Annotated in this window: 14 protein-coding genes; 3 read left to right on the top strand and 11 right to left on the bottom strand. The window is 47.9% G+C overall.

The window, feature by feature from the left end:
- Positions 1–6: 6 nt before the first annotated feature.
- Together E1963_RS11815 and proC are read right to left on the bottom strand one after the other, a co-directional pair.
- Positions 7–1002 (bottom strand): helix-turn-helix transcriptional regulator, encoded by a 996-nt coding sequence (locus E1963_RS11815; protein WP_132278206.1) that lies wholly within the window; start codon positions 1000–1002, stop codon positions 7–9.
- A gap of 664 nt (positions 1003–1666) precedes the next feature.
- Positions 1667–2461, bottom strand: a complete 795-nt coding sequence (proC, locus tag E1963_RS11810; RefSeq protein ID WP_132278204.1) for a pyrroline-5-carboxylate reductase — start codon at positions 2459–2461, stop codon at positions 1667–1669.
- Positions 2462–2692: 231 nt separating this feature from the next.
- Here proC and E1963_RS11805 point away from each other — a divergent pair, with 231 nt between their 5' ends.
- Positions 2693–3340, top strand: a complete 648-nt coding sequence (locus E1963_RS11805) for a GntR family transcriptional regulator (protein ID WP_132278202.1) — start codon at positions 2693–2695, stop codon at positions 3338–3340.
- Positions 3341–3413: 73 nt separating this feature from the next.
- Here E1963_RS11805 and trxB read toward each other — a convergent pair whose 3' ends face one another.
- The 9 genes from trxB to E1963_RS11765 all read right to left on the bottom strand — a co-directional run bounded on the left by trxB (position 3414) and on the right by E1963_RS11765 (position 13727).
- Positions 3414–4328, bottom strand: coding sequence for a thioredoxin-disulfide reductase (trxB, locus tag E1963_RS11800; protein ID WP_132278200.1), 915 nt, complete (start codon positions 4326–4328; stop codon positions 3414–3416).
- 30 nt (positions 4329–4358) lie between these two features.
- Entirely contained in the window at positions 4359–6725 is a 2367-nt protein-coding gene (locus tag E1963_RS11795) for a ribonucleoside triphosphate reductase (RefSeq protein ID WP_132278198.1), read from the bottom strand.
- Positions 6726–6896: 171 nt separating this feature from the next.
- Entirely contained in the window at positions 6897–7589 is a 693-nt protein-coding gene (locus tag E1963_RS11790) for an anaerobic ribonucleoside-triphosphate reductase activating protein (protein WP_132278196.1), read from the bottom strand.
- Between the two features lie 47 nt (positions 7590–7636).
- Positions 7637–8266, bottom strand: a complete 630-nt coding sequence (locus E1963_RS11785) for a TetR/AcrR family transcriptional regulator (protein ID WP_330570811.1) — start codon at positions 8264–8266, stop codon at positions 7637–7639.
- A 65-nt stretch (positions 8267–8331) separates the two neighbouring features.
- Positions 8332–8469: a hypothetical protein gene (locus E1963_RS19745; RefSeq protein WP_167482185.1), complete on the bottom strand. Its 138-nt coding sequence runs from the start codon at positions 8467–8469 to the stop codon at positions 8332–8334.
- 138 nt (positions 8470–8607) lie between these two features.
- Positions 8608–10983, bottom strand: coding sequence for a trans-4-hydroxy-L-proline dehydratase (hypD, locus tag E1963_RS11780; RefSeq protein ID WP_132278194.1), 2376 nt, complete (start codon positions 10981–10983; stop codon positions 8608–8610).
- A gap of 5 nt (positions 10984–10988) precedes the next feature.
- Positions 10989–11897 carry a trans-4-hydroxy-L-proline dehydratase activase gene (locus E1963_RS11775; protein WP_132278193.1) on the bottom strand — a complete coding sequence of 303 codons (909 nt, stop codon included), beginning with the start codon at positions 11895–11897 and terminating at the stop codon, positions 10989–10991.
- Positions 11898–12019: 122 nt separating this feature from the next.
- Positions 12020–13009, bottom strand: coding sequence for a DUF1848 domain-containing protein (locus E1963_RS11770; protein WP_132278191.1), 990 nt, complete (start codon positions 13007–13009; stop codon positions 12020–12022).
- A 94-nt stretch (positions 13010–13103) separates the two neighbouring features.
- Entirely contained in the window at positions 13104–13727 is a 624-nt protein-coding gene (locus tag E1963_RS11765) for a MerR family transcriptional regulator (protein ID WP_132278189.1), read from the bottom strand.
- Between the two features lie 146 nt (positions 13728–13873).
- On the opposite strand from E1963_RS11765, the gene E1963_RS11760 reads away from it, so the two are divergent.
- Positions 13874–14422 carry a biotin transporter BioY gene (locus E1963_RS11760; protein ID WP_132278187.1) on the top strand — a complete coding sequence of 183 codons (549 nt, stop codon included), beginning with the start codon at positions 13874–13876 and terminating at the stop codon, positions 14420–14422.
- Positions 14413–14802, top strand: a complete 390-nt coding sequence (locus E1963_RS11755) for a DUF1284 domain-containing protein (protein WP_132278185.1) — start codon at positions 14413–14415, stop codon at positions 14800–14802. Before E1963_RS11760 ends, E1963_RS11755 begins: the two co-directional genes overlap by 10 nt.
- Positions 14803–14837: the final 35 nt, after the last annotated feature.

Here is a 14837-nt window from a genome sequence, read left to right as displayed (position 1 = left end):
AACCTGTTATGTACCACAGGAGTAAGCATCAATGATCTCCGAAAGAAGTCTCCTGTGCTCCCCTGCAACCTCCTCAGGTGAAACTATTATAACATCTTTTCCTAATCCTGTTAACCACCCAAAAAACTGTTCGCTCACAGCCACCTGCACCCTTGCTGTAAAGTAGTCCTCCCCATCTCTCTTTATCGGAACAGACTTTCCGAACCGGTCAAGGGCTACTCCGATAAGGGGGTTAGGAAAGCGTATAGTCACTGTCTCTTCCTTTCCCGCGAACATTCCAAATGTCTTTCTGGAGTATCTCGCGGGATCAAAATCCCGGAATATCTCTTCGCCTTCCCTTCGCTCCTCCATAATTTCTATTTTCAGCATCTTGTCTACCCTGAAATGTCTCAACGCACATTTCTCTGCGTCATAGCCTATCAGATAATAGTTCTCCTCGGTCCAGTTGAGCGCCCACGGGCTGATATGGTAGAACTTCCCTTCATTGCGCAGCACGGTCGTCTTGTCTATCGTCCACTGTGTATACTGGAACCTGATGTTAGAATTTTCCGATATGGCGGCATGAATCTTATCAACATTGTAATAAATGCTCTCATTCATCGTCTTGATACGGTCGGATACATACACCTGCCGCTGCAGGCAGGACGCCTCATATCTGCTCGCCAGCCCCTCGATCTTCTTAATCAGGCTTCTGGATTTCTTCTCCGTGATAAACCGGGATGACTGCACCGCGTCGACGAGCAGCTTAAGCTCTGCCAGTTCAAAACTGTGGCTTGCAAGATAGTATCCTTCCGGCTGCTCTTTCCTGTATTCAATATCCATGCCGTACTGCCTGAGCGTCTCGATGTCGCTGTATATGCTTTTTCTGGCCGCCTGGATACCATTGGCCTCCAGTGCGGACAGGATTTCTTTCATCGTTATCGTGTGTCCCGTATCTGTCTGCCTGTCCAGCAGATCCATAAGATACAGCAGTTTTATTTTCTGGTTATAAGCTTTCGGCATATCGTCGTCTCCGTCTGTACATACCCCAATGTACAATATAAGTCTAATAGCCTGCATAATTACGTAATCTATTATAGCAGGACATAAAAGGACAGTAAAGATGGGCATCAATTATATGAAATAATGACACCCATCCTTACTTTGATTCTTCAATCATTCTTTTACCCTTTCTGTTGGTAAAATTTTTTCTGATTGCTCTGAATCAGATACATAGTTTAATTTTTTGGTGGTCCGTACCTTCCTTTCTTAAACTATTTCTTTGAAATCTGCTCCACTCTTCGATAATATTTTTTAATAATTCATTTTGCTCGATATGCTATACTTACTGAACTTCTTACATCCAATCAATACTTTTCTTCTTCCGAATCACATTACCAATCAATATTATTAAAAATTTATCTCTGCATGAATGCATCTTTCCAATTTAATAATAAACTCACTTCCAACAAACGTTTTGTCTGTTTTCTTATCTTGTTTATTATTTATATTTATATAATATACCAACTTTATATATTTGTCAATATCTTTTTTATAATTATTTTTATTTTCTGTTAATTTTCCCTTTCACGCAGACTAAATTGATATTTCGACACTAACACAGCCTTATGATACTGACAAAAGACAGTTTCTCCGTAGAAACTGTCCTCTGTCTATAGGCTGTAGTCTATAAACTCTTTGATATGTCTTCACATACCTTCATCGCCTCGATTACAGCACTTCTGAACCCTCTTTCTTCCAGCACGCGCACCGCTTCAATCGTGGTGCCTGCCGGTGAGCATACCATATCTTTCAGCTCTCCCGGATGCTTACCTGTCTCCAGTACCATCTTGGCGCTTCCGAGCACGGCCTGAGCGGCAAATTTATATGCCTGTGGCCTTGGCATCCCTCCTGATACGGCTGCATCCGCCATGGCTTCAATAAGTACGAACACGTAAGCCGGGGAGCTTCCACTGACTGAGACAACCGCGTCCATCAGCCGTTCCGGAACGATTTCGACCTGGCTGAAGCTTTCCAGGAGCTTCTTCACATATGCTATCCCCTCTTCATCCATGTGGCCGTTCGGGCATGCAGCTGTCATGCCTTCTCCGACCATTGCCGGGGTATTCGGCATGGTACGTACTATCTTAACCGGTTTTCCAAACTTCTCTTCAAGCCAGGATAGCGTCTTGCCGGGTGCAATCGTGATAACAATCTGGCTCTCTCTTATATCATCCTTAATCTCGTTGATAACATCCTCATAAAACTGAGGCTTTACTGAGAGGACGATCACCTCCGCCTGAGATACCACCTCTTTGTTGCTGTCTGTCACATGAATCCCAAACTGCTTCTGAGCTTTCTCCCTTCCCGGGGCAAACAAGTCAGCTCCGATGATTTCCTCCGCCGGAATTATCTCTTTATTAATGATGCCTCCCATGATCGCAGATGCCATATTGCCTGTACCGATAAATCCTAACTTCATCTTCCATACCTTCCTCTCTGGACATATTTCAAATAATTTGTATACATTAAAATAATTTGTATACAATTTTTTCTATATCCAATATAGCATTACCTATTTCAAAAGTCAATATGTTTTAAAAAAAAACTTGTGTTTGCCTTGAAATCACGTTATACTTTGTATACAATATAAATCAATGTATACTTTGCCGCTTTGATTGCCCGAGTATATCCAGTAGAAAAGAGGTATCCAATGGCTGAAAAGACATCCTCTCTGGCCGACCAGGCCTACGAGAAAATAAAAGCAAATATCCTGAACCTGAGCTATCCCCCCGGAATGTCGCTTACCGAAGCTATGCTTACGAAAGAACTCGGCATGAGCCGGAGCCCCGTCCGGACTGCTATAAGAATGCTCCAGGCGGAGGGGCTTATCGTCACCGACTACTATAAGTCCATGACCGTAAAGGAGATATCCGATAAGGATATCAACGAGATCTACCAGTTGAGAGAGCTGCTCGAAGGCGCTGCTTTTAAGATGATCTTTACTCTGGAGCGCTATGAAGAGTTCTCTTACCGTATAGAAGAGAAGGTCGTGCGCATGTGCGCCGCGGCCGGTGATGTCTATGAGTGGGAAGTGGCCGATACGGCCATGCACATGGAGATTATCAGCATATTTGAAAATGAGCGCATCAATAAGATATATGAAATGAATCTGTCCGAGCTCATACGGATGGGCCAGTATTCTATAAAAAACGGGATGCATATTCCGAAAACAAATGAAAATCTTAAAAAGATGGTGCGTTATATGAGAAAAGGCGACTATGAAAAATCATTTGACATATTGAAGGCCGACCATTTTGGAATCGGGAAGTACAGCGCGCTGAAAAAAAATCGGCTGTAGATCAAAGCGCAGCCATAGGAAGCATCAGGCACGGAGATGCCACGCCACGTGGAAGCTCCGTGCCTTCTTAGGCCTACACGTCCATCTCTTCTATATATCTGCACGCCGCAAGTGCGGCCACAGATCCGTCCGCCGCTGCTGTCGTCAGCTGGCGTATCTCTTTCGTGCGGCAGTCCCCGGCCGCGAAGATGCCGGGACAGGAAGTCATACAGTCTTCGGCCGCCAGGATATAACCCTCTTCATTCAGCTTTACTATCTCCTCAAACGGATCGTTGTTTGGCTTCTGCCCTACTGCGATAAAGATTCCTTCCACCTTAAATTCTGATGTCTCGCCGGTCTTCTTATTCAGGATGCCGGCGCTCTCTACCGCATCCGTACCCTTGATTTCTGTTACTACGCTGTCCAGCACGAAGGTCACATTGTCTCTGGCGCTCAGCGTCTCTACAAGATGTTTCTCGCCACGGAATGCATCCCTCCTGTGGATGACATACACATGGCTGCAGTATTCGCTCAGAAATACGGCATCCTGGAGCGCCGTGCTTCCGCCGCCCACGACAGCCACGTCACTGCCTTTGAAGAACGCGCCGTCACAGACTGCACAGTAGGACACGCCGGCTCCTACAAGCTCCTCTTCCCGTGGTACGCCAAGGTGGCGGTGCGATACCCCGGTTGCCAGGATCACTGTCCTGCACGGTATCTCTTTCTCCTCGGTCACGACAATCTTGTTCCCGCCGTCTTTCCTGACAGACTTCACCTTTGTATATTCCAGCTCTGCTCCAAGTGCAGCGACCTGTTCCGCCATCGCTGTCGCAAACGCGCTGCCGCTCACTTCTGCTATTCCTGGATAATTCTCTACGTGGGGAGATAACGTAATTTGCCCACCGAAGGTGGTTCCTTCGATGAGCAATACTTTTTTTCCCGCACGTAGTCCATAAATCGCAGCTGTCATTCCGGCCGTTCCGCCTCCGACAATTACAATATCATACATAGGACTACCTCCTCATGAGGGCATCATACATCATTTACCCTCTGTATACTTTTTAATGTTCGATGCGTTTGCCAGCTTCTCTACACCGTTCTCATCTATAACTATAAGTGTAGGTGCCTGCTTTACACCATATTTTTCAACAAGGTCCGCATGTTCTTCCGCGTCTACAAGCACATAGTCTATTTGCGCTTTTTCCAGCATCGACTTCGCTATCGTACAGTTCGGACATGTCTTTGTAGTGAAGAGAATCTTCTGTGGTTCTTCCGCCTCGTACTCCCGCACTTCACCAATATCTTCCCCTGATTTTGACGTAATATGCAGCTTAGAACGATTCAGGTCATAAACCTTCCTGTCTTTGAACTCCTGCGACTTTCCGTCATTCCAATTCTGTACCGGACGGTAATACCCGGTGATTCTGCTGTACACTTCCGTCGTCTCTGCGCATTCCGGGCAGCTGTACTCTTCTCCGTTGATATATCCATGGTTCTTGCAGATGGAATATGTCGGAGACATCGTATAATAAGGAAGCTTGTAATTTTCCGCTATCTTCTTAACGAGCGAGGCCGCTGACTTCCAGTCGGGAAGCTTTTCCCCGAGGAACGCGTGGAATACTGTCCCGGACGTATATAATGACTGAAGTTCATCCTGGATATCAAGCGCATCAAATATATCTTCCGTATAACCTACCGGCAGATGGGAGCTGTTCGTATAATAAGGCGTTCCGTCTCCTTCTGCCGCCGTGATGATATCCTGGAACTGTGCCACGTCATGCTTGGCAAATCTGTAGGTTGTGGATTCCGCCGGCGTCGCCTCCAGATTATAAAGCTCGCCGTACTCCTCCTGATAGCCTGACAGCCTTTCCCTCATATGGTTCAGCACTTTCTTGGAGAACTCCTGTGTCTCCACGTGAGTCATGTCCTTCCCAATCCATTTTGCATTCAGGCCCGCTTCATTCATGCCTATCAGCCCAATCGTTGAAAAATGGTTGTCAAATGTGCCGAGATACCTCTTTGTATACGGATAGAGCCCTTCATCAAGCAGCTTCGTGATGACGGTACGCTTGACATGAAGCGAACGGGCAGAGATATCCATCATCTTGTCGAGGCGGGTAAAGAATTCTTCTTCATTGGCCGACTGGTACGCGATTCTCGGCATGTTTATCGTCACGACACCGACGGAACCGGTGCTCTCGCCGCTGCCAAAGAAGCCGCCAGATTTCTTCCGGAGCTCTCTTAGATCCAGACGAAGCCTGCAGCACATGCTCCGGACATCGCTTGGCTCCATATCGCTGTTGATATAATTGGAGAAATAAGGTGTCCCGTATTTGGCGGTCATCTCGAACAGGAGCTTATTGTTCTCTGTCTCAGACCAGTCAAAATCACTTGTGATGGAATAGGTCGGTATCGGATACTGGAATCCGCGCCCGTGGGCATCTCCTTCGATCATAATCTGGATAAACGCCTTGTTGACCATATCCATCTCTTTCTTGCAGTCGCCATATGTGAAATCCATCTCTTTGCCACCGACGATGGCCGGCATGTTGACAAGGTCGTTCGGAACGGTCCAGTCGAGCGTAATATTGGAAAACGGCGCCTGCGTCCCCCACCGGGACGGCGTATTGACACCGTAGATAAACGACTCGATACATTTCTTCACATCTTCGTACTGCAGATCATCTACTTTTACAAACGGGGCCAGGTATGTGTCGAAGGAAGAGAATGCCTGCGCTCCCGCCCACTCGTTCTGCATGATGCCAAGGAAGTTGACCATCTGGTTGCAGAGCACGCTCAGATGCTTTGCCGGCGATGAGGATATCTTTCCCGGTATTCCGCCCAGCCCTTCCTGGATGAGCTGCTTCAGCGACCAGCCTGCGCAGTAGCCTGTGAGCATAGACAGATCATGGATATGGATATCGGCGTCCCTGTGTGCCTGTCCAATCTCATCATCGTAGATCTCAGAAAGCCAGTAATTGGCGGTAATGGCACCTGAATTGCTTAAGATAAGCCCCCCGACCGAGTATGTGACTGTGGAATTCTCCTTTACACGCCAATCCGTCACTTTAACGTAGCTGTCCACGATCTCTCTGTAATCGAGCATCGTGGAATTCAGGTTACGTATCTTCTCTCTCTGTTTCCTGTACAGGATATAGCCTTTCGCCACATCTGCATATCCCGCTTTGATAAGGACTGCCTCGACGCTGTCCTGGATGTCCTCTACCTGAACGAGCGAATTCTTTATCTTCGGTTCAAAATCAGCGGTAACTTTCAACGCCAGCAGATCGATGATATCCTGGTTATACTCTTTTTCCTGAGCCGTAAATGCCCTTCTGATTGCCTCGCTGATCTTTGTGATGTCAAATTTAGCTATCTGACCGTCTCTCTTTGTTACTTGATACATGATAGAGCCTCCCCACTTTTTCTTTTTTTCTTCTGTCCTTATAAGAACTTCCATCTTCATTTGTTCGGTTCTTTTATCTTACCACTCTTCTTGTATGCCAGTCAATAAAAATAACAACATATTGTGCACAAATTTGATTCTTTCACAACATGTTGTTATTGTATAGTTTTGCTATAACCCACGTATTTCCGCGGTCTGTACGTACTTGCTTACCACTTCGAGCGCCTGTTCCATAATCTCCTTGTTGTATCCGTGCAGCCCTTCCCGGATCAAATCGCCGGAATCCACAAACTGCTGGAGGTAATAGCGCTGCGCCCCTTTGATCCATCTGCCTATGGACTCAAAGTCCGAACGCTGATGGAACTCCAGGACGACCGTCGTGCGGAATTCATATGGCACGGCATCGCTCAGCAGATATTGGACGCTTCTGTGTATGTTCCGTATGTCATAGTCCTGGATGCCGATGGTCTTCCCGTAGCTCTCCTGGGAATTCTTGATGTCCATGGCTACATAATCCACAAGCTTTTCGTCTACAAGCCTTTTGAGCTTATCCGGAAAGCTCCCGTTCGTATCGAGCTTTACTGCATAGCCCATCTCCTTTATCCGCCGCAGAAACGTTTCTATATCAGACTGAATCAGCGGTTCTCCTCCGGTTACGCAGACCCCGTCCAATACACCCATACGCTTTTTCAGGAATGCAAATATATCATCCAGCTTGATTTCCTCGTTCTTATATGTGTCCACTACCAGCGAAGCATTGTGGCAGAAAGGGCACCGGAAGTTACATCCTGCCGTAAATATCGTACAGGCCACTTTCCCCGGATAATCCAAAAGTGTAAGTTTCTGTAAGCCCTGAATCACCATATCTCTTCCTCTTTTCCTGAACGTATTTCCATACCGTCTCTGACATTTTATGCTTTGAAGTGTTCCATCATGACCGGCATGCATTCTTTGCTGTACTGCGTAAGGGAGTAGCTGCCTTTGTTAAGGCACCAGTCGGATACGAGCGCCCGCTCGCACATCGCATAATATTTAACGATCTCTCTGACTGTCTTATCGGTGCGTATCTGACCCCGCCTCTGCCCTTCTTCTACCAGCTTCGTAATGAGCTTATAATATTTGCGGTTGCTGTCCAGCAGGTGCACCTGCCCTTCTGCCACCAGCTGCGTGGAGTAAAGCGACGCAAGCAGGTCAAGGCTTATCTTCTCCTCCATCATGGCATGCATCTCGGCATTCAGATACAAAAGCTTCTTAAAGCTGTCCATGCCGGCATCCATGTTCTGCTCCAGCTCCTCATAGTAGTCGTCCAGGATAAACGCCAGTGTATTGAGCAGCTCATCCTTCGTATTGAAATAGTAGTAGAAAGAACCTTTGGATGTGCCTGAAAGTTCAATGATATCATCTACGGTAGTCCCATTGTATCCTTTGTCGTGGAACAGCTGCCACGCTGCCGATACGATTCTGTTCTTTACGCCTTTCTTGTCTTCGCTTTTCCCCATGTCGTCCCTCTTTCTCTCTTCGTGTCGGTATACGTCTTTCATATAGTACATTCTATCATAAAAGCGAATGTTTGGATAACTACTTTTTACCAGATTGGTACAAGAGCTCATCGCGATTCAAAGCCCGACTCCCGTTCCAGCGGGATATCTTCTGATTCTATCCGGTCTATCTCGATAAAGCTGTTATTGTTGATGCCCGTCAGCAGCTTGTTGATCAGCGTCTCGCGCTGCCATCTTATCCCCACTCTCCACATTCGTTTTCCACACTATTGTAGACTCTTTTGCTCATAAAATCAATTGGGGACAGGGAGAAACGCGGCTGGGGACGGAGGTTTTTAAAAAAACCTCCGTCCCCAGCCGCGTTTCTCCCTGTCCCCAGCCGTTTAGTTGAAGCTCTGTTCGGTCCGTTCGATTATCTCATCCTGCAGCGCCTTGCTCAGATTTCTGAAGTGGTCGCTGTAACCTGCGACGCGCACGATCAGGTCTTTGTAATCTTCCGGGTGCTTCTGTGCCTGTATCAGCGTCTCCTTGTCGATTACGTTGAACTGAATATGGTGTCCGTCCATGTTGAAGTACGTACGCACGAGATTCGCCATCTGGTTCAGTCCTTCTTCTCCTGCAACGACGCTTGGCGTGAACTTCTGGTTCAGAAGCGTTCCGCCTGTCTGGAGATGGTCCATCTTGGCACATGATTTTACGACGGATGTCGGTCCGTTCGTATCCGCGCCTTTCTCCGGTGAGATTCCTTCGGATACAGGCTTGTGGGCCAGGCGTCCGTTCGGGCTCGCCATCATGACATCTCCAAAGTATACGTGGCACGTGGTAGGAAGCATGTTGATGCGGTACATGCCTCCGAGCATATTCGGCCGTCCCGTCACCTGGCTTCTGTAGTATTCGAACACATCTTTCATGATGCTGTCCGCATAGTCGTCGTCATTGCCGTATTTCGGCGTCTTATTGCATACGATATTCCAGATCCTGTCGTGCCCCTCGAAGTTGTCTTCCAGCGCCTGCATCAGCTCATCCATCGTAAATGTCTTCTGTTCATATACGTTGTACTTCACGGATGCCAGGCAGTCCGTAATCGTACCGATTCCGACGCCCTGCAGATATTTTGTGTTGTACCTTGCACCACCGCCGTTGTAATCCTTGCCTTTTGAGATACAGTCGTTGGTGATGATGGAAAGGAACGGCACAGGCATGTTTTCTGCATATATCTTCTCGATGACATTGCTTCCCTGCACTTTGATATCGATAAAATATTTCATCTGCTTTTTAAATGCATCGTATAGCTCTTCGTATGTCTTAAAGTCTGCAGCATATCCGAGCTCAAGTCCTAGCTGCTGTCCGCTTACTTTATCGTAGCCATTGTTCAGCGTCAGCTCGAATATCTTCGGAATGTTGAAGTATCCGGTGAGGATATAGGCTTCATTACCAAATGCCCCCGTCTCCACACAACCGCTCGTACCGCCGCGTCTTGCATCTTCCAGCGATTTGCCGGCATTGAGCAGTTCCTGGACGATAGCTTCCGTATTGTAGAACGCCGGCTGCCCCCATCCCTTGCGTGATATCTCGCAGGCACGCTTCAGGAACTTCTGTGGCGTCTTCCTGCTGATCTGTACGTTGGAGCTTGGCTGCAGCAGCTTCATCTCATCCATGCAGTCCAGAATCAGATAGCTCACGTTATTGACACCGTTTTCACCGTTCGGAGCGATACCGCCTGTGTTCAGGTTGGCAAAATCTGTATACGTGCTGCTCTCTTTCAGTGTGATGCCTACCTTCGGCGGTGCAGGCTGGTTGTTGAATTTGACCCACAGGCATTCCAGCAGCTCCAGCGCTTTCTCATCATCCAGCGTTCCCTCTTCTACGTCTTTTTCATAGAAGGGATTCAGATGCTGGTCAAGACGCCCCGGGCTGTACGCATCCCACGGATTCAGCTCACTCGTGACGCCGAGGTGTACGAACCAGTACATCTGGATTGCCTGCCAGTACGTCTCCGGCTTATGTGCCGGTACGACGTCACAGTTGGCCGCAATCTGAAGCAGCTCTTCTTTTCGCTTCGGATCAGCTTCTTTTTCTGCCAGCTCTCTCGCATAGGCTGCGTATCGCTCGCCGAGGATTATGATAGCGTCGCAGGCAATCTTCATGCCCTCCAGCTCATTCTTCTTATCTAGCGCCTCCGGATCATTGAAGAAGTCCAGCTTATCGATTGCCGCCTGGATATCTTCTTTATAGTCAAGGAATCCTTTTTCATATATCTTTACAGAGCCGACCGTATGTCCCGGCCCCCGCTGCTCCATAAACTCTGTGAACAGCCCTGCCTCATACGCTTTCTTCCACTCCGGTGTCATCTGGCGCAGAATCTTGTTCCGGATGCATCTCTTATCCCAGAACGGAATCATCACCTTTTCCTGCTTCTCAAAATCTTTCTCTTTCACTTTGAAGCTTATGAGTTCACGGTCATTCATGACATGCATATCTTCCATCGTGTGGCAGCACAGCTCCGGAAATGTAGGGGATGCCTGCGGAGAGTCGCCCTTCTCGCCGACAATCAGCTCGCCCTCGCCTATGTATAACGTCTTCGTTGCAAAATAGTCTTTCAGCACCTGGGCGCGGAGTTCCGGGATGGACAGCGAGCCTTCAAAAGCCTCATACGTCTTAGTCATGCTCTCGGCCCGCTCCATGTCAATATGTGCCGGAGTGTCCAGGCTGAGCTTTCTGAGTTTCTTGATCCGTTCGTTCATTCCTCTTTCTTCCATCTTCATTAACCTCCTATTTTTACGTTGTGGAAACCTGATTCTTTAAACAGCGTTACAAACTGTTCCATCTCATCGTTCGACGGTGCATGAAGGTCCGTCCCCTTATACGTCAGTCCGAGCTTTTCATACTTGCCTGAACCAGTGTTGTGATACGGCAGAAGGTTCACGTTGGCCACCCTGATCTGCTTTTCCTTGAGATAGTCTATAATCGCTCCCATATCCTCAATCGAGCCGTTTACTTCCCGGACTACCGGAATGCGGATATATATGCGGGCACCCTTGCTGCTGATATATTCCAGATTCTTTAGAATCTGCTCATTCCCCATGCCCATATACTTTTTATGTACGTCGTTATCCATCGTCTTGATATCATACAAAAATGTATCTACATACGGCAGAAGCCTCTCGAAATTCTCACTCGGCGCCTGGCCGCACGTATCAACCGTAACCGAAATTCCCATCTTATCAAGCCGCTTCGCAAGCTCTACTACATAATCCATGTCGGCCATCATAACCTCGCCGCCGGACAACGTAACCCCGCCGCCGGATTCTTCGTAGAACATCTCATCTTTCTTAAGCTCCCTGACCAGCTCGCTGATGGTATATTCTTTCCCGGCCACTTCCCGCAGGTTCAGGTTGCAGTAATCTACACATGTACCACAGCCGTTGCAGAGCTTCTGGTCAGTGACCATCTTGCCCTCCTGTACCTTCACCGCCTTCTGCGGACAGACCGCCGCACAGCTGCCGCATCCTGCACACCGTTCCCTGTCGCAGAGAAGCTCGGGCTTAAAACACTGTGTCTCCGGATTGTGGCACCACAGACATTTCAGCAGACATCCTTTAAAAAAGACTGTCGTCCGTATCCCGTCACCGTCATGGATGGAATACTTCTGGATGCTTGTTATCAAACTCATCTCTTCACCTCACACGTCGTTCTTTTGCTTTTAGACTAACGTTTGTACTTTAGTCTAAACATAGCAAAAAAACAGTTCCTTGTCAAGAATTTATCAAGGAACTGCCATCCATTTCATGAAAATCAATATATTATATCATATATTTTTGTGCATTTCTTACAATATCCATCTGTCGAGCCGATACCGAACGGATAGTCGAACAGTGATATCTGCATGTCTCTGCTCGACTGCACCTTACGGTCCACAATCGTCTCATCTCCCCGAAGCTGACCAATCAGAAGGGGCGATGCAGGGTCATGCTGTTCTTTCTTCCTTCGGGCGCTCGCAAGCCCCCCTGTCGCATAGCAGTATGCGCACCCGTTGACACAGGTATCATACATCCCGATGTCAATGCTCTCCGCACAGCCGCATGCTGTCCTTTGCCCGGTATCTTTCTTCAGGTCCAGCTTATATCCGATAATGTCCCGGATCTTCTCTTTGTCGATACAGGCGCCGTGCCGTATGCCGTATCGCTCCAGATTCACCTTCTCTGCGCACGTATAGATAGGAAGCTTATACTTCCCGGCAATTCCGGCAAGCCCTTTTGCGACAGAAGCCATCTCATCTTCCTCTAATTCCGGACAGGGATTCCCCCTGTAAGCATCCACAAAGCTGATGATGCACCGGTCCGTATACTTGTGCAGCCATTCACACATCATCTCAAACTTTTCCAGATGATAGCTGAGCGTATAAGTCCCATTCAGGATAATCGGGTCGAATCTCCAGTCGACCCGTTGTCTCCCGAGGCGCTCGCTCAGCAGTACGAAGGTTGCCATGGATTCTTCCGTCGAAGGCAAGTTCTCCTCCATATCCGTACCGTAATCCGTGACGGTCATCTGAAAATAATACCGGTATCCGAGCTGATCGATCTCTTTGAGCTTCGGCAGGAGCGGCTCCGGGTTCTTCGTCCAGAACACAATACAATCAACCGTATCCGGTGATATGGCGATACGGCTGATCTTCTTCCTGTTATATGGGTTTGGCACTAATATCTCCCCGGCCTTCAGTCGGTTGACAAACCACTCCGGATAGCATGCGGGGATATCGGTTCTTCTGCTCGCGCTGATAATCATTTTATGCTCTCCTGACTCCCTTGATTCTAATAATATACTGAAAAAATAGAGTTGTCAAAGGGAGAACGTTTCCATTCCTATCTGTGTGCAGATGCTAATTTGAACTTTCTTCTTTATAATGTGCAATCTTATAATCAATCACCCCCGCCGTAGCCGCGGCCGCCAGCACAGATACTGTCATCGGCAGGGTCAGCCAGAACGGCAGCTCATAATGTATCACGAACTTTAACGACAGCATGGCAGGATAATAGATCAGGAAAATCGTCTGCCAGATTCTATTACACATATTCCGATAGTTTTCCAAACGATAGACTTTATCCAGTCTCATAATCTTCTCTCCTCTCATTTTAAAGAAAGCATTCTGCATATCCATAAGAGTTACATCCAGATTATCAAAGGTGCCATTTTGCTGTATCAGCTTGTCACAAAGGCTTCTCGCCTCGGACAGCTCTGCCATCTCTTGCTCAAGTGCTGCTTTTCTTGCCCCGATAACCTCGGATACCGTCACTCTGCCTTCTTTTACCCTTCTGATATCTTTTACCGGAACGCCGAGCACCCGCAGGAACTTTATCTTCTTCAGATCTTCCACATCATGCATGCTGTATTCCCGGTAATTATTCTCTTTATTTCTTCCCGGAGCAAGAAGGCCTTCCTCCTCATAATAACGGATATTCGCTTTTTTCATATCTACCAGTTGTTCAACTTCTTTAATGGTCAATTCTGTTCCTCCTTACCGTTATTAAACACCTTCAAGTAGCTTGAATGTCAACATTTTCGCATAATGTTAACTAATATATTTATAAGGTTGACATTTCCCCTGATTTCGGATATACTGCATACATACTAATTCTAAAGGAGGCTGTCATGAATCATTCAAAAATATCCGTTCAAGACATCTGCACCATCGGTCTGTGCACTGCCGTAATCGCAATCATGGCACAGATATCCATACCGATGCCGGCGGGTGTCCCGATGACGATGCAGACGTTCGCAATCACACTTGCGGCTATCATACTCGGAGCGAAAAAAGGGGCCGCTGCCGCTCTGATCTATGTACTGCTCGGAGCCGCGGGCGTTCCGGTCCTTGCCGGCTTCACAGGCGGGTACCAGTACCTCATAGGGCCGACCGGAGGATTTCTCCTGTCATTCCCTATTATGGCATATATCATAGGCTTCGGGGCAGAAAAGTTCCGGCGTGTCAACATGGGTTTCCTCACCTTCCTTATCCTCGGTACGGCCATCAATTATATCGGCGGCATCGTAATGTTCTGCCTCGTGACCGGAAGCAGCGTATGGGTGGGATTCACGGCCTGTGTACTTCCTTTTATACCGACAGCGATATTAAAAGCAGCCCTGGCCACCATCATTGGACTCAGGATCCACAGAAGGCTGGTGAGTGCCGCATGCGTCTGAGACCACACCATCTGCTCTGTACCCAGGGATACTCGGGCAAAGGCTACAGCGAAGCGTTTGTAAAGAACATGGATGCAGTCGTCCATCGGCTGCGCACAGAGGACAAGACTCCCATCGAACTCGTCTTTTCCACAGATGACTTATGTTCCTGCTGCCCGGACATGCTGGATACCGACCTGTGCCGGGAGAATGAAAAAGTAAAGCTTTTTGACAGGAAGACCGCCGAATATTTCGGACTGGAAGAAAAGACATACATCTACCAGAAGCTGGCTTCATACATCCGCCGGCATATCACGCCGGACATGCTTGCGGACATATGCCATGGCTGCAGCTGGTATCCGGCAAGTGCCTGCCGGGAAAAGATAACCGGAATAAAATGACGTTCAAAAGGCACCGCTGCAAAAGCAGGCCGGAA

The organism is Extibacter muris, assembly GCF_004345005.1.
Lineage (GTDB): Bacteria > Bacillota > Clostridia > Lachnospirales > Lachnospiraceae > Extibacter > Extibacter muris.
Note: the sequence above shows the minus strand (reverse complement) of the source record. Positions and strands in the feature narration are given on the sequence as shown.

What these genes read in the sequence shown, in the direction of transcription:
- E1963_RS11795 (WP_132278198.1), bottom strand. Translation starts at nt 6,725, where the DNA reads ATGTATCAAGTAACAAAGAGAGACGGTCAGATAGCTAAATTTGACATC.
- E1963_RS11805 (WP_132278202.1), top strand. Translation starts at nt 2,693, where the DNA reads ATGGCTGAAAAGACATCCTCTCTGGCCGACCAGGCCTACGAGAAAATA.
- proC (WP_132278204.1), bottom strand. Translation starts at nt 2,461, where the DNA reads ATGAAGTTAGGATTTATCGGTACAGGCAATATGGCATCTGCGATCATG.
- E1963_RS11785 (WP_330570811.1), bottom strand. Translation starts at nt 8,266, where the DNA reads ATGAAAGACGTATACCGACACGAAGAGAGAAAGAGGGACGACATGGGG.
- E1963_RS11770 (WP_132278191.1), bottom strand. Translation starts at nt 13,009, where the DNA reads ATGATTATCAGCGCGAGCAGAAGAACCGATATCCCCGCATGCTATCCG.
- E1963_RS11790 (WP_132278196.1), bottom strand. Translation starts at nt 7,589, where the DNA reads ATGGTGATTCAGGGCTTACAGAAACTTACACTTTTGGATTATCCGGGG.
- trxB (WP_132278200.1), bottom strand. Translation starts at nt 4,328, where the DNA reads ATGTATGATATTGTAATTGTCGGAGGCGGAACGGCCGGAATGACAGCT.
- E1963_RS11815 (WP_132278206.1), bottom strand. Translation starts at nt 1,002, where the DNA reads ATGCCGAAAGCTTATAACCAGAAAATAAAACTGCTGTATCTTATGGAT.
- E1963_RS11760 (WP_132278187.1), top strand. Translation starts at nt 13,874, where the DNA reads ATGAATCATTCAAAAATATCCGTTCAAGACATCTGCACCATCGGTCTG.
- E1963_RS11775 (WP_132278193.1), bottom strand. Translation starts at nt 11,897, where the DNA reads ATGAGTTTGATAACAAGCATCCAGAAGTATTCCATCCATGACGGTGAC.
- hypD (WP_132278194.1), bottom strand. Translation starts at nt 10,983, where the DNA reads ATGGAAGAAAGAGGAATGAACGAACGGATCAAGAAACTCAGAAAGCTC.
- E1963_RS11755 (WP_132278185.1), top strand. Translation starts at nt 14,413, where the DNA reads ATGCGTCTGAGACCACACCATCTGCTCTGTACCCAGGGATACTCGGGC.